Annotated in this window: 21 protein-coding genes and 1 pseudogene; 12 read left to right on the plus strand and 10 right to left on the minus strand. The window is 36.3% G+C overall.

Annotation, left to right across the window (positions count from 1 at the left end; translation table 11 throughout):
- Window positions 1-9: 9 nt before the first annotated feature.
- A complete protein-coding gene (gene greA / locus D0817_RS07350; RefSeq protein WP_127337751.1) occupies window positions 10-486 on the minus strand; it encodes a transcription elongation factor GreA in 477 nt (158 codons plus the stop codon).
- Between the two features lie 155 nt (window positions 487-641).
- Here greA and D0817_RS07355 point away from each other — a divergent pair, with 155 nt between their 5' ends.
- Window positions 642-1,055 carry a Rieske (2Fe-2S) protein gene (locus D0817_RS07355; protein ID WP_127337752.1) on the plus strand — a complete coding sequence of 138 codons (414 nt, stop codon included), beginning with the start codon at window positions 642-644 and terminating at the stop codon, window positions 1,053-1,055.
- 52 nt (window positions 1,056-1,107) lie between these two features.
- Here the strand turns inward: D0817_RS07355 and D0817_RS07360 are convergent, their stop codons facing one another.
- The 7 genes from D0817_RS07360 to D0817_RS07390 all read right to left on the minus strand — a co-directional run bounded on the left by D0817_RS07360 (window position 1,108) and on the right by D0817_RS07390 (window position 8,123).
- Complete coding sequence (locus D0817_RS07360) at window positions 1,108-3,297, minus strand: TonB-dependent receptor (RefSeq protein ID WP_127337753.1); 2,190 nt, start codon at window positions 3,295-3,297, stop codon at window positions 1,108-1,110.
- 302 nt (window positions 3,298-3,599) lie between these two features.
- Entirely contained in the window at window positions 3,600-3,893 is a 294-nt protein-coding gene (locus tag D0817_RS07365; RefSeq protein WP_127337754.1) for a type II toxin-antitoxin system RelE/ParE family toxin, read from the minus strand.
- The gene (locus D0817_RS07370) at window positions 3,893-4,135 is read right to left on the minus strand and encodes a type II toxin-antitoxin system ParD family antitoxin (protein ID WP_127337755.1); all 243 of its coding nucleotides are present in this window, start codon (window positions 4,133-4,135) and stop codon (window positions 3,893-3,895) included. The genes D0817_RS07365 and D0817_RS07370 overlap by 1 nt, the downstream gene beginning before the upstream one ends.
- A gap of 126 nt (window positions 4,136-4,261) precedes the next feature.
- On the minus strand, window positions 4,262-4,666 hold the full coding sequence (gene arfB / locus D0817_RS07375; protein ID WP_127337756.1) for an alternative ribosome rescue aminoacyl-tRNA hydrolase ArfB: 405 nt from the start codon (window positions 4,664-4,666) through the stop codon (window positions 4,262-4,264).
- On the minus strand, window positions 4,666-6,780 hold the full coding sequence (locus D0817_RS07380; RefSeq protein ID WP_127337757.1) for a DUF4301 family protein: 2,115 nt from the start codon (window positions 6,778-6,780) through the stop codon (window positions 4,666-4,668). The genes arfB and D0817_RS07380 overlap by 1 nt, the downstream gene beginning before the upstream one ends.
- Window positions 6,741-7,364 carry a nicotinamide riboside transporter PnuC gene (gene pnuC / locus D0817_RS07385; protein ID WP_127337758.1) on the minus strand — a complete coding sequence of 208 codons (624 nt, stop codon included), beginning with the start codon at window positions 7,362-7,364 and terminating at the stop codon, window positions 6,741-6,743. The genes D0817_RS07380 and pnuC overlap by 40 nt, the downstream gene beginning before the upstream one ends.
- A 30-nt stretch (window positions 7,365-7,394) precedes the next feature.
- Complete coding sequence (locus D0817_RS07390; RefSeq protein ID WP_127337759.1) at window positions 7,395-8,123, minus strand: phosphoglycerol geranylgeranyltransferase; 729 nt, start codon at window positions 8,121-8,123, stop codon at window positions 7,395-7,397.
- A gap of 94 nt (window positions 8,124-8,217) precedes the next feature.
- On the opposite strand from D0817_RS07390, the pseudogene D0817_RS07395 reads away from it, so the two are divergent.
- From D0817_RS07395 to D0817_RS07405, 3 genes and pseudogenes are all read left to right on the plus strand, one after another.
- Window positions 8,218-8,813 (plus strand): annotated as a pseudogene (locus D0817_RS07395) (Crp/Fnr family transcriptional regulator).
- Between the two features lie 81 nt (window positions 8,814-8,894).
- A complete protein-coding gene (locus D0817_RS07400) occupies window positions 8,895-9,182 on the plus strand; it encodes a hypothetical protein (protein ID WP_127337760.1) in 288 nt (95 codons plus the stop codon).
- Window positions 9,179-9,577 carry a group III truncated hemoglobin gene (locus D0817_RS07405; protein ID WP_127337761.1) on the plus strand — a complete coding sequence of 133 codons (399 nt, stop codon included), beginning with the start codon at window positions 9,179-9,181 and terminating at the stop codon, window positions 9,575-9,577. Before D0817_RS07400 ends, D0817_RS07405 begins: the two co-directional genes overlap by 4 nt.
- A 103-nt stretch (window positions 9,578-9,680) precedes the next feature.
- Here the strand turns inward: D0817_RS07405 and D0817_RS07410 are convergent, their stop codons facing one another.
- Window positions 9,681-10,337, minus strand: a complete 657-nt coding sequence (locus D0817_RS07410) for a 4'-phosphopantetheinyl transferase family protein (protein ID WP_127337762.1) — start codon at window positions 10,335-10,337, stop codon at window positions 9,681-9,683.
- A gap of 296 nt (window positions 10,338-10,633) precedes the next feature.
- Here D0817_RS07410 and ahcY point away from each other — a divergent pair, with 296 nt between their 5' ends.
- From ahcY to D0817_RS07450, 8 genes are all read left to right on the plus strand, one after another.
- A complete protein-coding gene (gene ahcY, locus D0817_RS07415; protein WP_127337763.1) occupies window positions 10,634-11,950 on the plus strand; it encodes an adenosylhomocysteinase in 1,317 nt (438 codons plus the stop codon).
- Window positions 11,951-12,157: 207 nt separating this feature from the next.
- The gene (locus tag D0817_RS07420; protein WP_127337764.1) at window positions 12,158-12,697 is read left to right on the plus strand and encodes a hypothetical protein; all 540 of its coding nucleotides are present in this window, start codon (window positions 12,158-12,160) and stop codon (window positions 12,695-12,697) included.
- Window positions 12,698-12,736: 39 nt separating this feature from the next.
- Window positions 12,737-13,021 carry a hypothetical protein gene (locus D0817_RS07425; RefSeq protein ID WP_127337765.1) on the plus strand — a complete coding sequence of 95 codons (285 nt, stop codon included), beginning with the start codon at window positions 12,737-12,739 and terminating at the stop codon, window positions 13,019-13,021.
- Window positions 13,022-13,031: 10 nt separating this feature from the next.
- Window positions 13,032-14,120 (plus strand): WG repeat-containing protein, encoded by a 1,089-nt coding sequence (locus D0817_RS07430; RefSeq protein WP_127337766.1) that lies wholly within the window; start codon window positions 13,032-13,034, stop codon window positions 14,118-14,120.
- Between the two features lie 98 nt (window positions 14,121-14,218).
- Window positions 14,219-15,070, plus strand: a complete 852-nt coding sequence (locus tag D0817_RS07435; protein ID WP_127337767.1) for a methylated-DNA--[protein]-cysteine S-methyltransferase — start codon at window positions 14,219-14,221, stop codon at window positions 15,068-15,070.
- A 69-nt stretch (window positions 15,071-15,139) separates the two neighbouring features.
- The gene (locus tag D0817_RS07440; RefSeq protein ID WP_127337768.1) at window positions 15,140-15,853 is read left to right on the plus strand and encodes a 2OG-Fe(II) oxygenase; all 714 of its coding nucleotides are present in this window, start codon (window positions 15,140-15,142) and stop codon (window positions 15,851-15,853) included.
- Window positions 15,854-16,364: 511 nt separating this feature from the next.
- Window positions 16,365-16,610, plus strand: coding sequence for an Ada metal-binding domain-containing protein (locus D0817_RS07445; RefSeq protein WP_127337769.1), 246 nt, complete (start codon window positions 16,365-16,367; stop codon window positions 16,608-16,610).
- Window positions 16,597-17,205: an alpha-ketoglutarate-dependent dioxygenase AlkB family protein gene (locus tag D0817_RS07450; protein ID WP_127337770.1), complete on the plus strand. Its 609-nt coding sequence runs from the start codon at window positions 16,597-16,599 to the stop codon at window positions 17,203-17,205. Before D0817_RS07445 ends, D0817_RS07450 begins: the two co-directional genes overlap by 14 nt.
- A gap of 36 nt (window positions 17,206-17,241) precedes the next feature.
- Here D0817_RS07450 and D0817_RS26420 read toward each other — a convergent pair whose 3' ends face one another.
- Window positions 17,242-17,376, minus strand: coding sequence for a hypothetical protein (locus tag D0817_RS26420; RefSeq protein ID WP_262708217.1), 135 nt, complete (start codon window positions 17,374-17,376; stop codon window positions 17,242-17,244).
- Window positions 17,377-17,576 lie beyond the last annotated feature (200 nt).

A 17,576-nucleotide genomic window follows, 5' to 3' on the forward strand; every position in this document is an offset into this window, starting at 1 on the left:
CATTATATTTTAGTCTCTTGAGATTTCAAGGATTTCGAATTTCAAAACTCCGTTTGGAACTGTGATTTCAGCTACTTCCCCAACCGATTTCCCAAGTAAGCCTTTCCCGATAGGAGATGTTACCGAGATTTTGCCGGTTTTAAGATCTGCTTCGCTCTCTGCAACCAATGTATATTTCATTTCCATTCCGTTGCTTTGGTTCTTGATTGTTACATTCGAAAGCACCAATGCTTTAGAAACATCTAATTGTGATTCGTCTATTAATCTCGCGTTTGAATATACTTCTTCCAGCTTAGCAATTCTCATTTCTAATAATCCCTGGGCTTCCTTAGCTGCATCGTATTCCGCATTTTCAGATAAATCACCCTTGTCTCTTGCTTCCGCTATATCCTGAGATGCCTTTGGACGCATTACACTTTTTAAATGCTCCAATTCATCTTTTAATTTTTTTAATCCTTCTGCTGTATAATAAGATACTTTACTCATAACTTCATCGTTTATATAAATACAAAAAATCCCATCAGGACGGGATTTCTTATTACAAATATACTATTATTTTTTATAGTACATAATTATATGTTAATCATATAGAATTCAAATCTAAATAATTTAATTTTGTTTCACTAACTGATATTAAAATAATGAAAAAAATCTGGCTATTCATCGTATTAACGTCGCTGTTTTTATCTTGTAGCGATAATGAACGCAGTAACAAAAATCCTTACATCCCAAATTACTCTGTTAATTTATCTGTAAATATGAGTTTACCCGCTTATTCGGATCTTCAATTTCCAAGCAACGGTGTTATTGTATCGGGTTTTGGAGCAAAGGGGATTATTATTTTTAATACCGGAAGTGGTTACACCGCTTTCGATGCAGCATGTCCAAACCAGGAATTGTCTTCCTGCGTCGCAATGACGATTAAAGGCGTAAATGCTGTCTGTTCCTGTGATAAAACAGAATACAGTCTTTTTACAGGGCTTGGAGGAAAGGAATATCCGTTAAAACAATATAAAGTAGACGTTGCCGGAATGGTACTTCACGTTTATAACTAAAAATAAAAAAGCCTGTTTTAAATTTTCAGGCTTTTTTTATTCTTTGAGTCTACTAGAATTTCAACGTCAGTCCAAGGAGGAAATTGATTCCTGCCTGAGGATAATAGTACGGATAAATGTCATACATCGCTCCGTTTGAAACATATTGTTTGTCTAAAAAGTTATTGACCAAACCTGTTATCATAATGGATTTGAAAACTGTTTTTGGTTTTATTTCATAAGAAACGTTCAGATCATTTACAAAATAATCAGCCAGTTTGGCTTCCGGTAATTCGATGTTATTCATGTATTGTTCTCCGACAAATTTCTGCAATAAGGAAAGGTGTAAACTCTCCATCGGGCTGTAAACAATAATATTTCCGGCAATAACCGACGGGGAATACGCAATATCTTTTGTTCCGTAATTTTGTCCCTCAACAGCCAGATCTACATTTTTATTATTGCTTAAAGTAAAGTTAGGGCGTAGGATGAATTTCTCCGAAAGTACAATCGTAGCATCAACTTCAAGGCCTAAGCGATAGCTTTTTTCGCTATTAGAACGAATCGGAGATCCTACATCGTCCAGTCTTCCTGTTAGGATCAACTGATCTTTGTACGCCATGTAATAGAAGTTTGAATTCAATTGAAATTTCTCGGCATTAAATCGCCAGCCTAATTCAAAATCGTTTAGTTTCTCCGGCTTTACATTTCCTCCTTCGTAATCTGTTCTGTTTGGTTCCCGATTGGCTCGTGCATAAGAGAAGTACAAGGTGTTTTTTGGATTGATTTCATAATTTAATCCTGCTTTTGGATTAAAGAAATTAAACTCATCATCTACTAAACCTGTTTCGTAACTATTTGCTTTATAGGTTACCCTTCTGTATTGTAAATCTCCGTAGAAACTTAATTTTTCGGTGAACTGATAGTTGGCCTTTGCAAAAATATTACCATCGGTTTTGGCTGAAAAATCGTCATAGTAATGATCCCCTAATTCTGTTATTGAAGCATTTCTTGCCCAGATTACTTTTCCGAAATGATCCCCTTCATATTTATTCCAGCCACCGCCAAAAATAACATCGAGTTTTTCATCTTTATATTTTACAGAAAAAGTCGTTCCGTAAAAATCATTGTCCAGCCATTTCTGGCGAATTAAATCCGTTCCCGGAACTAAATCGCCATTATCGTTTTCCACCATTTTAGTCGGCAGGATTCCTCCATAACCTTCAACCGGTTCATTAAACTTATAATTTTCGTAATAGCCGAGCCCTTTGGTATAATGAAGGGCTAAATTGGTGCTCCATTTATCCGAAAACGACTCGCTCCAGTGCAATTGATAATGGTCTTGTTTGTAATTATCCGTTTCATTGTCATAAAATCGAATATTACCGGCCTCATCTGTAAATTTTCCCGCGGAATTGTAGGTGCGGTTCGTGTTTAAAGTTTCGCCATCAATTCCGTTCCAGGACTGATAGGTTTTCTCTGTTCCTCCAAAAACCAGGGCTTTGATCAAAGTAGTTTTGCCTACGTAGGTCGCCTGAAGGAAATAAGACTTTAAATCAGAACTCGCTCTGTCAACATATCCATCAGATTTTAAAGCTGACAAACGTCCGGCAATTTCAAAATGATCGTTTAATAAGCCTGTACTAAACTTCACCGTATGTTTACGGGAATTGAAACTACCGAAAGAATTCGAAATTTCACCCGCAGGTTTAGAAGCATAATTATCGGTCAGCATATTTAAGCTCGCCCCAAAAGCTCCAGATCCGTTAGTGGAAGTCCCCACACCACGCTGTAATTGCAGGCTCTCTACCGAAGAAGCAAAATCAGGCATATTTACCCAAAACGTTCCCTGGCTTTCTGCATCGTTATACGGAATTCCGTTAATCGTAACATTGACCCTTGTCGCATCGCTTCCACGTACGCGTATTCCGGTATATCCCATTCCGTTTCCGGCATCAGAAGTTGTCACTACTGATGGTAAATAGTTCATAAGAATTGGAATATCCTGACCCAGATTTCTGAATTTGATGTCCTTCTTATCCATATTGCTGAAGGAAACCGGCGTTTTCGCAGTAACACGAACCGCCGAAACCAATACATCGTCAAGCTGATTCACTTTTGTTGAATCCTGCTCCTGAGCAAAAGAATAAAGTGTTGAGAAAATAGAAAATAAAAGAAAGAAAATAGATTGGGTTCCGGCTACATTTTGAACCTTAGAACCTTTGTAACTTAGTACCTGAGTACTTTTAATAATAGTTTTCATCCGTAAAAAATTACGAATAAAAGGGGGAATTATTCTTTTTGTTAAATTAATAAAATTGTTTCACGACAAAGTAAAGTTACACGCTAAAATTTGTCGTTTTTTCCCTTAGCGACATTACTCGCTCAGGTTCTTTGGGTATGATCTCAGCTCGTTATTTAGAGCACCCCTTTGAGACAGTGCAAATGTAGGGCTAAAAAGTTAAACTCCCAAAATGAAAAATTCCAAATTCCAAATTCCAAAAATCAAATGAGCCGCCTGAAACAACTATTCAGCATATGTTACCCTTTGTTTCGTGTGGTTTCTCAGATTTTACTTTTTAAATCCATCATACCGTGAAGAATCCTTGAAATTTCTATCTCATGCTCTGAAAGTATTCTGTAGAAAATAATATGCTGACCTGTTTTATATCCGAAAACATTTTTCCCAACTGTATCGTAGGACTTTCCTCTTGCCGGTTTTTCAGCTAACTCTTTGCAGGAATCCATAAGTAAAAGATAGTAATGTTCGGCTTGGTTTTCAGACCAGTTTTCTACAGTATAATCCCAGATATCGGTTAAATCTTCAACGGCTTTATTGGTTAGAAAAAATTCAGCCATTATTTATTTCTGGCTTTTAAATTTGTCAAATGTTTTTTTGGATCAAAATTTACTGCACGTCCGCTTTCAATTCCTTCGTTTATTGCATTTCTTAAAGCGATGACGCGATTTTCCTCTTCTTCTAAGAGCCGGAGTCCGGCTCTCACTACTTCACTTGCATTGTTGAATCTGCCTTCGGAGACACTTGATTCAATAAAACTTTCGAAATGATTGCCCAGAGATATGGATGTATTCTTTCCCATAAAATTGATTTTTCATAAAATTACCATTTTTTGGTAACTCTGCAATTTTTTTAACGACGGTTTAATCAAACTTAACATTTAATAAGCAAAAGACTGCTCTTACTGTGATACTAAAAAATATAAAAATTAATCCAAATTCGGCTTTCTGCGGGATTGTTTTATCTCAGAAATATTCTTTTTGTCCTTAATTCTCTTCTTAATTACAGACTTTGGAATCTTAGTGGCCTTGCGGATTTTAGGAACGAATAATCCTTTTTTGATAATTTCCAAAAAGCGTTTTACAACAATATCTTTGTTTTTAATCTGGCTCCTGTCTTCATCGCAATTTAAGATTAAAATATTTTCAGAAGTTAAGCGTGACGCGATATTGGTTGTTAAAAGCAATTTCTCTTCCTCAGATAAGGCCTGGGAAGAATTAACGTCAAAAGTCAGGACAACTTTTGAAGATACTTTGTTTACATTTTGTCCTCCTGCGCCACTGCTTCTGACAGCTTTAAAACTTAATTCTGATATGATTTTTTCCGTATCCATTATTGTGGCTGGTGTGCTGGTTTTAGCAAATCGTTTACTGTCTTTACAGGATTAAAGGTGATCAGCGGAACTGCAACAAAAATCGTTAGCCAATTGGCCATTGCACCATTCCACAAGCCGGGTAATTCGTAACTCTTTACTGTTTTTCCGTCAACACTTTTTTCTACGATAAAACCTGCTTTCGAATCTACAAATTCATTGAGATCGAATTTTTCATTTTTATAATTCTTTATTCCACAAACTAAATCTACCGGATTAAAATGTGTGGCTGCCGATAAGATTTCGAGTTGCTTTATATTGGTTAAATCTACCTGTGATGTCTCTACAATCTGAAGAGAGATTTTCCCCTTCTCATTCATGACCCAAAATGGTCCTCCACCTGGTTCTCCCTCATTTTTAACCATCCCGCAAACTCTGACAGGTCTGTTAAGAAGGCCTTTAATTTTAATAATTTTATTTTCGAAAGTAAATTTATTAAAATCTTTTGTCATCTGTATATTAAGTTTTTTAGTCAGAAAACGAACAATTTCGTCGATATGATCTTCCTGGATTTCCTGCCTTTCAATGGCATTCAGATAACCAAAAACTTTTTTCTGAATTTCAATTAAAATCCCGGCTAAAGCTTTTTTATACAGCGTAATTTTATCAATATGGTTCTGAATTACATTGTCAATATTTTTGATAAATATAATATCTGCATCCAGTTCATTTAAATTTTCAATTAATGCGCCATGTCCGCCTGGTCTGAAAATCAATGATTCGTTTTTATCTCTTACAATTTTATTTTTAGCATCAACAGTGATGGAGTCTGTGCTCTTGTTTTGGTAGGAATAACCAATATTTATCTGAGTTCCTGAATCCTTTTCTACTTTTCCCTTAACAATTTCGACAGCTTTTTCAAACAGCGTCTGATGCGCTTCTGATACTGTAAAATGTAAATTGGAAATCTGATTTGCCGTAGCGTAATGCACACATTCATTTAAATGCTCCTCGATCGGAATTGCGATATGCGTTTTATACTGATGAAAAGGCAAAACTGCTTTTGGTTTGTTTGCAAAGTCAAAATAATCAGGTGATAAAAGCAATTTTATAAAATAATAATTTTTATAATCCCTATCCAGGGTTTCAAAATCAGGATATACTTCCCTTAGTTTTTTATCTAGGGCATCAAAGAACGGAAACTTATCCATTGCCACAATAAAAATAGACAGATTGCTGTCTTTTTTTCTATTGATATAGGCATTTATAGTTTCAGTCTGAATATCAAAATCGTTGAGAAAAGCAGTTAAAAATTTAAACATCCTGCTTGCGGCTCCGGAGGCGGGAACAAATTTCTTCAGTTTTAAATTCTCGTTCTGAAGATCAAAAAAAGCGGCTTTTTCTTCAAAATCACTTTCTGTCAGGCTTAAAATCCCGTTATTTATGGTTGCCGGACTTATTAAATTGCTTTTTGCAATTCCGTTTTTAAAAATCTCCAGTTGTTTTATTATTTTTTCAAAAGGAATTCCATGTTCATAAATCCCAACAAAATCAGCGGAAGAGAAACCTTTTTCTTTGGCAATCGTAAGCGCATTGATAATTGCGGTAGCTTTTGCCAAACGATTTTCTTTATTTCCTGACAGGGTAATAAAAGGCTTTTTGGTATTGATTAAGGTTTGTTTAAAAACAGAAAAAACGGTCTCCCTGCCATCAGGAGTATCCCTGATATCATCTTTTTCCCAGGGAACATCTATATCCGTAAGAAAAAACAAATCGTAATCATGCTCAAGTGCAGCATCGTTCAGGAGCGGATCGCAGGACCCGTAATACATTTCGGAAAAAACCTTAGTCACCATGAGATTGGTATCGCAGAACAGATATTTTTTTGCCGAAGAAAGCTTTTGATTTTCTAATGCAACCTGCCCGTAAGCAATCGGCATCATATCATCAGCTACGCATGTATGCTGATTCTCTTCCCATTTTTCCTGCAAATAATCACGCGCAAATTCCGGAACCCATTCGGTTTCGTAATATTCCGCAAGTTGTTTTGCCAATGTGGTTTTACCTGTACTTTCAGGACCAAACAAAGCAATTTTCAGGATAGCTGTTTTTTGCTGTCTAAGATTTTTCTCCATTCTAAATAAGCTGAAATAGCCAAAATTGTAAAAATTAAATATTGAAGTGACAGCATCCCCAGGCCACGATAAGCGTAAAGAGGCACTACAATTATATCACCAATAATCCAAAGTGTCCAGTTTTCGATCTTTTTTCTGGCCATGTACCACATTCCTGCGAAAAATATTCCTGACGAAATCATATCGACATAATTGTCTTGTTTGATTTCGTAATCAAAATATTTATAAATACCAAAGACCACACAAACAGTCACAATGAAAAGTAAAATCCCGATTATTTTTTCATTATAATTCGTTCGTGTAATGGGTAGATTTTCCTCTACCGTTCCGCCTTTTGCCCAAACATACCATCCGTAAATGCTCATAATAGAAAAATATCCATTTATGATCATATCTCCAATATAACCGGCAATATATAAAAGGTACACTGAAATCAGCGTGGCAACTAAACCCGTTGGATATACCCAGATATTTTCTTTCTTCGCAAACCAGACACTTAAAATTCCGCAGACAAAAACCAGAAACTCTAAAGCGATATGCCAAACAGGAGCATTTTTATAACTGTCGAGAAAAAAATCAATCATTATAGCAGGTTGTTTGGTTGTTGTTCTATTTTATGCTTCAAAAAAGCGGCTGTTATTTTCAAAAGCAGTTCCAATCACTACTAAATCTGCACCTGCATTGTAGGCTTCCTGAATTCCCTGCAAATCTACAATTCCTCCTCCAACAATTATCGGAATTTCAATATTTTGAGCAATTAACGTTATCATTTCCAGCGGAACAGCTTTCTTGGCTCCGCTTCCGGCTTCCAGGTACACTAGTTTATTCCCCAACATTTCGCCAGCCTGAGCTGTTGCCAGCACCAGATCAAGATCCTTACGATCCAGCGGTTGTGTTTTACTCACTCTGGCTACGGCTGTTTCGTTGCCGCTTTCTATTAAAATGTATCCTGTCGAAAGGACTTCCAGATTTGTTTTTTTCAGGATTGGTGCTGCCTGTACCTGATATTCTATTAAGTAGTCCGCATTTCGGCCGGACAATAATGACAAAAACAAAATAGCATCGGCCTGCGGTGAAATCTGTGACGGATCTCCCGGAAATATAACAACGGGCAGGTTTGTTTTTTGTTTTAACTCCGTCATTAGTTCTTCTAAAATAGTAGTCTGAACAATACTTCCTCCAACAAAAATATGAGTGGCAGGTGACTGGTTTATTTTAAACAAAAGGTCCTCTAAATTTTCCCAGACAATTTTATCCGGATCCAGAAGAATAGCAAGCAGTTTTCGCCCGTCTATCTTGGCCTGAATAATTTGCTGGTAAATATTGGGTATTTTTTGTCTCATAATCGGGCGTAAAAGTAAAAGTTTTTTAATGGACAAGAACTATTTTGAATGAATTATATTTGTGTAACGCTTTTGACAACCTAAGAAACAAATTATGATTGCTGCCGATCTTTTAGAAAAATATGGTGCCTCAAAGAAATTTTACGAAAAAACCTCAACTGTATTTGAAGAAGGAAAATTCCCCACCACTACTATCAGATTGTGTCAGGTGAAATAAAAATAAACAATTACAATGATGACGGACGCGAGTTTATTCAGGGGATTTTCTACAAAGACCAGTCCTTTGGAGAACCGCCCTTATTCTTAAATCAAAAATATCCCGCAAGCGCGGTTGCTGTGGAAGAAGCCCTCGTTCTTTGTCTTCCCAAGTCTGATTTTATGAAGTTACTGGATGAAAATCCTGCAGTAAGCATTCGAATAATCGAAAATTTAGCCCAGCGTTTGTATTATAAATCGGTTATGGCGGCCGAAATGTCTACTCAGGAACCCGAACATCGTGTTTTGAAACTTATTGACCATGGAATTGCGTATTTTAATTTTAAAAAGGACGAAAACGGCTACCTCATCAATTTTACAAGACAGCAGATTGGAGATTTAACGGGATTGCGTGTAGAAACCGTTATCCGGACTATTAAAACATTGGAAAAAAAAGGTGTTTTGAAGATCATAAACAGAAAAGTATACCGATAAAAAAGTTCTTGTTTTATGATTTAAGTCATAAAACGCAGCGGTATTGTGAGCGTATCTTTGCGGTATAAAAATCTCAATATCATGACACTATATCAAACAACATTCGAAAATTTCAATAAAAGTTACATGGGTTCTGCTGCAATGGCGGTAATTGGTCAAAGCTGTTTAGGCGGTGCTGCTGCCATGTACGTTTTAGCAAACGGAACTTCTATTCCTCAAATGATTCAGCTGGCCATTATTGTATTAGCCTGTATCTTTGTAAACACTTCAATATTGGCACAAATGAAACACAAAGTCGTTTTTAATCTTTTGATTCTAAGTGCATTTTTAAGCGTATCATTGATCATCCTGAACAATTTTATACTGTGAAAAAACCAATCGAAAACAGAACTGATATTTCTTTTCTAGTCCATCAGTTCTATGCTAAAATAAGAGCCGATCAGGAAATCGGCTTTTATTTTATTACGATGATTAAAGACTGGGATGCACATCTGGAAAAACTAACCGATTTTTGGGAGACCAACTTATTTGCGGTTAAAAAATACAAAGGCAATCCTAATGCCGTACACAATGAAGTCGATGCCCGCTTTGACGGAAAAATTACTTCAAACGAATTTGGCATTTGGCTGAACTATTGGTTTCAGACTTTAGAAGAACACTTTGAAGGCGAAAATGCAGAAACACTAAAGAGACGCGCCCGAAAAATGGGAACTTTCTTGTTTGTAAGCATGTTTGAGCATCGTAAGAAAGAAACTAAAATTTAGTCACTCTCCTTTGCGGAGATTCCGCGTTCCCCATAATGACAAGATTGTGCTTATTCCTGAAGCCAAAAATTTTGAATTTAGAATTTCAAAATTGGAATTTCATTCAATCCTGTTTCTCAAAAGCATAGACCAAAGTAAACTGTCCTTCAAAATTATCTGACTTGATTTCATTATAATGTACCTCAAAATCTTTGACCAGATCATCAAAATGAAGGCTCGCTTCTGCCTGGTTTTTGTTTAGAGAAAAATCTTCAACTTTAATATGGTCTTTAAAGCTAATGCCTTTTTCGTTTCTGATTTTAAAAATAGCTTCCTTGGCTCCCCAGATTACAGTGAGTTTTTTTACATATTCCTCAATAGGGTCCGGTTTTAAATAATCACATTCGAAATCGGTAAATTTATCGGCAATGCGAATAATTTTTTCACGTTGTAATTCCATATCAATTCCAACCGTTTCATGGCTGACGATAATTGCTGCAAAATGATACGAATGTGTTATCGAGATATAATTGTGGCAATCAAAATAAGGTTTTCCAAACTCGTCATAATGCAAATCATGATCTGTAAAACCCATTTCCTGAATCAGCATCCGAACGCTCAGAAAAGCACGCTGGTGCATTTGGGATTTCATTCCGTTCAATCGCAGCTGCGTCTTCTCTTTCAATACTACTTTGCCCAATAACTCGTCAAAAGATTCGGTTATTTCCCAAATTAAGATTTTAGTTGTTTCGTTGAATTGTATTGTTTTATATAATGGCATTCGTTCTCTTATGTTTTATGCGGTTTAATTTTCTAAACCATATAAGTCATACAAGTACATATAATTTTAGGGTCTAAAAAATGAGTTTAGTAAATTTAAGCAAATAGTAAAGAAAGTACATTATAAAGAATCTTTTTTAAATGAACTTATATTACTTATATGGTAAAAAACAATTTACAAACTAATGTTCTAAAGATTAAGAAATTAAACATTTCACAAATCTTACAGAAATAGTAAAAATTCAAAAGGTATTCCGTAAATTTGCAAAAATTTTACAATATACAAATATACTATAAATGAGTACTACAACTACGCCTTTTGTGGCTTTCAAAGTAAAAGACATTTCTCTAGCGGCTTGGGGAAGAAAAGAAATTGAACTGGCTGAAGCTGAAATGCCAGGTTTAATGGCGCTTCGTGCTGAATATAAAGACGAACAACCTCTTGCAGGTGCCCGTATCGCCGGATGTTTGCACATGACGATTCAGACTGCAGTTTTGATCGAAACTTTAATTGCTCTTGGTGCTGAAGTTACATGGTCTTCCTGTAACATTTTCTCTACTCAGGATCAGGCTGCTGCTGCTATTGCTGCTGCAGGAATTCAGGTGTATGCCTGGAAAGGTCTTGACGAAGAATCATTTGACTGGTGTATTGAGCAAACTTTATTCTTTGGTGAAGACAGAAAACCACTGAACATGATTTTGGATGACGGTGGAGATTTAACTAACATGGTTATTGACCGTTTCCCTGAATTGGTTCCTGGAATCAAAGGTCTTTCTGAAGAGACTACAACTGGAGTTCACAGACTTTACGAAAGAGTAAAAGCCGGAACTTTACCAATGCCTGCAATCAACATTAATGACTCTGTTACTAAATCTAAATTTGATAACAAATACGGTTGTAAAGAATCTGCAGTTGATGCTGTTCGTCGTGCTACTGACTTAATGTTAGCCGGAAAAAGAGTAATTGTTTGCGGATACGGTGATGTTGGAAAAGGAACTGCTGCTTCTTTCAGAGGTGCAGGATCTATTGTAACGGTTACTGAAATCGATCCAATTTGTGCTTTACAGGCTGCAATGGACGGTTATGAAGTTAAAAAATTAAACACTGTAATTGCTAATGCTGATATCATCATTACCACTACAGGAAATAAAGATATCGTTCTTGGAGAGCACTTCGAGCAAATGAAAGACAAAACTGTTGTTTGTAACATTGGACACTTTGATAACGAAATTGATATGGCCTGGTTGAACAAAAACCACGGTGCCTCTAAAATCGAAATCAAACCTCAGGTTGACAAATATACTATCGCCGGAAAAGATATTATCATTTTGGCTGAAGGCCGTTTGGTAAACCTTGGTTGTGCTACAGGTCACCCAAGTTTTGTAATGAGTAACTCCTTTACTAACCAAACTTTGGCTCAAATCGAATTATGGAAAAACAGTGCTGCTTACAACAATGACGTTTATATGTTACCTAAACATTTAGATGAAAAAGTGGCTGCTTTGCACTTAGCTAAATTAGGCGTTGAACTGGAAACGTTACGTGACGATCAGGCTGCTTACATTGGTGTTCCGGTTGAAGGTCCATTCAAACCAGAGTACTACAGATACTAGTACATTTTAGATTGAAGATTTCTGATTTTAGATTTTAGATTTCTTTGATTATCCTATATCAAACCCGACAGCTTTTAAAACCTGTCGGGTTTTGTTTTTTTAAGTACTCTCATTTCAAAAACCGCGAATTTAACAAGATATTCTATATAGTTGTTAGAATTTAAGTTTTACATTTGAAACACAAATCCCAAGTTATAAAACCAAATTATGAGAACACGCCTGACTTTAATATTACTAATGCTCTTGCCATTTTTTGCTAATGCTCAATCTAATATGCAAAGACAGATGCAGGTTAATAACGCAATGTTTAGACAGCAAAACCAAATGTTTCTGCAACAGCAACAACAACAGCGCGATATGTCCCGCATGCTTAATAACATTCAAACTACTGAAGATAAACTGGCAAATGAAGAAAGAAAACTAAAAAAATCACAAACCAGGTTACTAGAAATAGAAACCGATTTAAAATCGAAAAAACAAGAATTAGCCAATCTTGAAAACAATTCAAAAGATAATAATAGTGATCTTCAAAAAGACATCGAAAAGTCTCAAAAGCAAATTGCAAAGTCTGAAGAAAAATTAAGCAAAACAAATGGCAAAATAGAGTCGAGTTCAAAAAAAATCCAGAATTTTCAAAAGAAAATCGAAACTTCTAAAGCAAAAAAAGAAGAACTAGCCCAAAAACACGAAGAGGAGAAAAGACTTAAAAAAGAAGAAAAAGAAAGAAAAGAGAAAGAGAAAAACTAAATTCTTAAATTGTCTTTTTGATAATTGAATATCAATAATATGATCGAAAAAGTTATATGTGAGCAACATGGAACAAAAGAAATGTCTTTCTCCTGTATTCATATTGCAATTGCTTTAGACCAAAAAGAAAAAGTTAGCTTTTTCTTTTCAGAGGCAGAAGATGATCTCCCGCAAATTGCATGGTGCGGAGATTGTGAAAAATGGCTATTAGAGAATGGAGAAGAATGGAATGATGCTTTTGAAACCTTAGCCGATTTTAAAATATTATGTTCTGATTGCTTCGAAGAAGCAAAAGAAAATCAGCTTGGAACTGATAAAACTTAAATAATTCTTCATGAAACAAACTATTTTGGTTTATATATTTCTTTCTTTAAACTGCGGCCTGTTGGCGCAAAATAAAGACAGCTGGATTTCATTTTGGGATAAAGACACCACACATATCGGTTTTAAAGACAAAAACGGCAACATCAAAATAGCGCCTAGATTTATGAGTTTAACTATGGCTCATAAATTTGATGCTATAATTGCGGTAGCTGAGGATGTAGACGATACCTGGAAAAGTTATTATATTACAAAAACCGGAAGAATAGTCGGGCGCGACAGTATGTATGTTTACGACAATGGTTTTGATTGTGAAAACGAAGGTTTTATACGCTTTAAAGATCCTATAACAGACAAAATGGGTTTGTTTAATGGTGAAGGAAAGATCATCATTCCGGCAGAATACAGTGATTTGACAAAAGTCCGAAACGGAATGATTATCGCGCTGAAAGGTGCTGAAAAGGTAAAAGAGCCAGGCGGGGACGGTCATTTTAGCTGGGCTGGAGGAAAAGGATACCTCATCGATACAAACAATAAAATCCTGATTGAGAATTTCGGATATACTAACGAGTTGAACTTTTATTCTCTGCAAAAATCAAAAGAACCGGATAAAGATGAAATCAGGGAATATTTTCAAGGTGTTGATGGCGAATATTATTCATTTGTCAATTTTGACAAGGAATTCAAATCGTGGTTGAAAAACAATTTGCTTTCTGATTTATCCAAAGACAATTTACTAAAACATTCTTTTGCTACCATAACCTACTGGAAAGAGCCGAACGGCTGGATCAGGGAATCGAACACTAAATTTATCAATCAGAATTACACCTTTATAAAACTTAAACTTCAGGAACTTACCTCCACAGATTGTGATTACTTTGTTTCAACTGATGGCCTGAACAGGTTTATTTTCGAAACAAACGAATTCGAAACTTATTTCAACAATTGCAATGAACCCAAGGACTGGAGGTACCCGGTTAAAAATATCGTGATCTCGCCAAAGAACAAATCAGATTCAGGTCAGGATCATTTTGAGTTTTTAAGAACCGAAAATGGGTATAAACTGATCAGTGTTTCAGCTGCGAAAAACAACCTCAGATAATTTTTTATCGTACTAAAAAATTAAAACAGAACACCGCAAGTTTCGGATTTTATCCCTGCAAAAACCAGTCGATATTTGTATTATAAAATGGAACGAAAATGAACATACAGGAAAATATCAATTATAATCGTATTGCAGATGCTATCGATTATATCAAGGCCAATTTCAGGGAACAGCCTAATCTTGATGCCGTTGCCGAAAAAGTACACTTAAGTCCGTTTCACTTTCAGCGTTTGTTTACGGAATGGGCAGGAACAAGTCCGAAGAAATTTCTGCAATACATCAGTGTCGAACATGCCAAGAAAATCCTGAAAGAAAACAGTCAGGCCACTTTGTCTGATACTGCTTACGAAACAGGTTTGTCAGGCACCAGCCGTCTTCACGATTTATTTGTAAACATCGAAGGAATGACACCGGCTGAATATAAAAACGGCGGCAAAAATCTTTTTATCAGTTATAGTTTTGCCGAAAGTCCGTTTGGGAATATCATTGTAGCTTCAACTGAAAAGGGAGTTTGTTTTATGGCTTTTGCCGAAAATGAGCCAATCGGGTTGGAGGATTTAAAACATAAATTTCCAAACGCCACATTTACCAGAAAAATGGATTTAGCACAGCAAAATGCCTTATTTATTTTCCAAAATGACTGGAGTAAATTGTCTGAAATAAAACTGCATTTAAAAGGAACAGATTTTCAGTTGAAAGTTTGGGAAACCCTGCTTAAAATTCCAATGGGGCAACTTTCTACTTACGGAGCGATTGCACAGCAAATTGAAAAACCGAATGCTTCAAGAGCGGTCGGAACGGCTATTGGCAGCAATCCGGTTGCCTTTTTAATCCCCTGTCATCGCGTTATTCAATCTTCTGGGACCTTTGGCGGTTATATGTGGGGAAATACCCGAAAAACGGCTATAATTGGTTGGGAAGGCGCGCAATCTGACTCCGGAAATTAAAGAAACCTATAAACAAGACTTACTACTGTGCGCCTCTGCGCAAAAACTTCTCTATTTAAAATAATTTCAATGCAAAATATATACTCTAAAATTGCTTCTCTTAATTGGGACAGCATCACCGAATCTATGCACGAAAATGGGTTCGCTATTATTCCGAATGTACTTGATAACGAACAATGTGAAGCTTTAAAAGACGATTATTCAAATCCGAATTTATACCGAAAAACGGTTGTCATGGAGCGTTATCGTTTCGGTTTGGGCGAATACAAATATTTCAATTACCCGCTGCCTGATTTGATTCAGGATATACGATCATCGATTTATCCTAAATTGGCTCCCATTGGAAATGCCTGGATGAAAGCGTTAAATATAAACACGGTCTTTCCTCCAACACATGAAAAACTAGTAGAACAATGTCACGATAATAACCAACTTAAAGCGACGGTTTTAATTTTAAAATATGGCCCAGGTGGCTTTAACACTTTGCATCAGGATTTATACGGTGCTATTTATTTTCCTATTCAAACGGTACTTTTTCTGAATGAACCCGATAAAGATTTTACCGGTGGTGAATTTGTCCTGACACAGCAAACGCCTCGGGCACAATCTAAAGCGATTGTTCTGAAACCTAAAAAAGGCGATATGCTCATTTTTACAACCAATTTTCGCCCTGTAAAAGGCACAAAAGGCTACTATCGTGTGAATATGAAACACGGTGTGAGCGAAATCCATAGCGGCGAACGACATACGTTGGGAATTATTTTTCATGATGCGTTGTCTTGATTTTAAGGTGCAGAGAGGCAGAGGTGCAAAGGTGCAGAGGTTTCCCATTGTCGACAATCTTTGCGAAAAGACGCACTGCTATGCGCCTCTACGATAAAAAATGTTATAACAGAGGTGCAGAGAGGCAGAGTTACAAAGGTGCAGAGGTTTTCTATTGGCGACAATCTTTGCGAAAAGCGCACTGCTGTGCGCCTCTACGATAAAAAATGTTATAACAGAGGTGCAGAGAGGCAGAGTTACAAAGGTGCAGAGGTTTCCCATTGTCCACAATCTTTGCGAAAGGCGCACTGCTGTGCGCCTCTACGATAAAAAACGTTATAACAGAGGTGCAGAGAGGCAGAGTTACAAAGGTGAAGAGGTTTCCCATTGTCGACAATCTTTGCGAAAAGACGCACTGCTGTGCGCCTCTACGATAAAAAATGTAATAACACCACAGGTTCACAAGTCTAAAACTTTCAACATTCCAAAACCTCTGAACCTTTGTTACTTAGAACCTTTACACCTTAAAAAAATGATTGAACATTCTAAAATTATTGATTTTGAATTACGAATTAAAATCAAAAATGCCGAGATTTGTCTTGGTGGAAATCAAAAACTAAAAATTTACGGAACACTGAAATGTGCTTCCGGCAAAAGAATGAAACGCGAAAACCGGGTTTTCTTTTGTTCCGAAGAAGAAGCCAAAAATAATGGTTTCAGGCCTTGCGGACATTGCATGAAAATCGAATATCAAAAATGGAAGAATGGACTTATTTAATCCTGAAATAAACGAAAATACCAATTTGTTACCCAAAGACGGGACCGTAAATTATTATGGAAAACTGTTTGCGCGAGAAAAAGCCAATTCCTATCGGGATTCTTTATTAAATACAATCGAATGGAAAAATGATGAAGCGATTATCTTTGGAAAATTAATCTTAACCAAGAGAAAGGTAGCCTGGTACGGGGATCAGGAATTTGAATACACATATTCTAAAACTACTAAAAAAGCCCTGCCCTGGACGAAGGAATTACTGGAACTTAAAGCTGCAATTGAAGAAAAAACAGGCGAAACTTTCAATTCGTGTTTGCTCAACTTATATCATACCGGCGAAGAAGGAATGGCATGGCACAGTGATGCCGAAAAGGATTTAAAGAAAAATGGCGCTATCGCTTCAGTGAGTTTTGGCGCTGAACGTAAATTTGCTTTCAAACATAAAGAAACTAAGGAAGTCATATCTTTAATTCTCGAACACGGCAGTTTACTGGTGATGAAAGACACCACACAAACGCATTGGCTGCATCGTTTACCTCCTACAAAAACAACTGCAAAACCACGAGTGAACCTTACGTTCAGAACGATTGTCGTATAAAAATGCAGTAAATTTCAATTGCTAATAGTCAGGAATCTATTTTTTACCAAATGCTACTGTACTGTAGGAAAGCAACATAGCGTCGTGAAACATTTCGGCCGGAACTTTGGCTAAATCTGTAAATGTCCAGCCTTGCTTTCCCCATTTGTTTGGAACTGGATAAAAAATCATTTCGGCGGATGCACAAAATACAGACTGATCAATTTCGTTAAATTTAAAAACACCTCTGTTGTTTTTCCCGTCAATTGTGGCAAATATTTTTTTCTTTATCCTGAAGGACGTTTTTTCAAAGTGCTGTTCTTCAGTTACTTACAGAAGAGATAAAGCTAATGTTCTGAATGTTTCAATGGTTACCATAATCGCTTCGTGTA

It is taken from the genome of Flavobacterium cupreum, assembly GCF_003996965.1.
Classification (GTDB): domain Bacteria; phylum Bacteroidota; class Bacteroidia; order Flavobacteriales; family Flavobacteriaceae; genus Flavobacterium; species Flavobacterium cupreum.

Coding starts and splice junctions, on each gene's coding strand:
- greA (WP_127337751.1), bottom strand. CDS start 486: ATGAGTAAAGTATCTTATTATACAGCAGAAGGATTAAAAAAATTAAAA.
- D0817_RS07355 (WP_127337752.1), top strand. CDS start 642: ATGAAAAAAATCTGGCTATTCATCGTATTAACGTCGCTGTTTTTATCT.
- D0817_RS07360 (WP_127337753.1), bottom strand. CDS start 3,297: ATGAAAACTATTATTAAAAGTACTCAGGTACTAAGTTACAAAGGTTCT.
- D0817_RS07365 (WP_127337754.1), bottom strand. CDS start 3,893: ATGGCTGAATTTTTTCTAACCAATAAAGCCGTTGAAGATTTAACCGAT.
- D0817_RS07370 (WP_127337755.1), bottom strand. CDS start 4,135: ATGGGAAAGAATACATCCATATCTCTGGGCAATCATTTCGAAAGTTTT.
- arfB (WP_127337756.1), bottom strand. CDS start 4,666: ATGGATACGGAAAAAATCATATCAGAATTAAGTTTTAAAGCTGTCAGA.
- D0817_RS07380 (WP_127337757.1), bottom strand. CDS start 6,780: ATGGAGAAAAATCTTAGACAGCAAAAAACAGCTATCCTGAAAATTGCT.
- pnuC (WP_127337758.1), bottom strand. CDS start 7,364: ATGATTGATTTTTTTCTCGACAGTTATAAAAATGCTCCTGTTTGGCAT.
- D0817_RS07390 (WP_127337759.1), bottom strand. CDS start 8,123: ATGAGACAAAAAATACCCAATATTTACCAGCAAATTATTCAGGCCAAG.
- D0817_RS07400 (WP_127337760.1), top strand. CDS start 8,895: ATGACACTATATCAAACAACATTCGAAAATTTCAATAAAAGTTACATG.
- D0817_RS07410 (WP_127337762.1), bottom strand. CDS start 10,337: ATGCCATTATATAAAACAATACAATTCAACGAAACAACTAAAATCTTA.
- ahcY (WP_127337763.1), top strand. CDS start 10,634: ATGAGTACTACAACTACGCCTTTTGTGGCTTTCAAAGTAAAAGACATT.
- D0817_RS07420 (WP_127337764.1), top strand. CDS start 12,158: ATGAGAACACGCCTGACTTTAATATTACTAATGCTCTTGCCATTTTTT.
- D0817_RS07425 (WP_127337765.1), top strand. CDS start 12,737: ATGATCGAAAAAGTTATATGTGAGCAACATGGAACAAAAGAAATGTCT.
- D0817_RS07430 (WP_127337766.1), top strand. CDS start 13,032: ATGAAACAAACTATTTTGGTTTATATATTTCTTTCTTTAAACTGCGGC.
- D0817_RS07435 (WP_127337767.1), top strand. CDS start 14,219: ATGAACATACAGGAAAATATCAATTATAATCGTATTGCAGATGCTATC.
- D0817_RS07440 (WP_127337768.1), top strand. CDS start 15,140: ATGCAAAATATATACTCTAAAATTGCTTCTCTTAATTGGGACAGCATC.
- D0817_RS07445 (WP_127337769.1), top strand. CDS start 16,365: ATGATTGAACATTCTAAAATTATTGATTTTGAATTACGAATTAAAATC.
- D0817_RS07450 (WP_127337770.1), top strand. CDS start 16,597: ATGGACTTATTTAATCCTGAAATAAACGAAAATACCAATTTGTTACCC.
- D0817_RS26420 (WP_262708217.1), bottom strand. CDS start 17,376: ATGATTTTTTATCCAGTTCCAAACAAATGGGGAAAGCAAGGCTGGACA.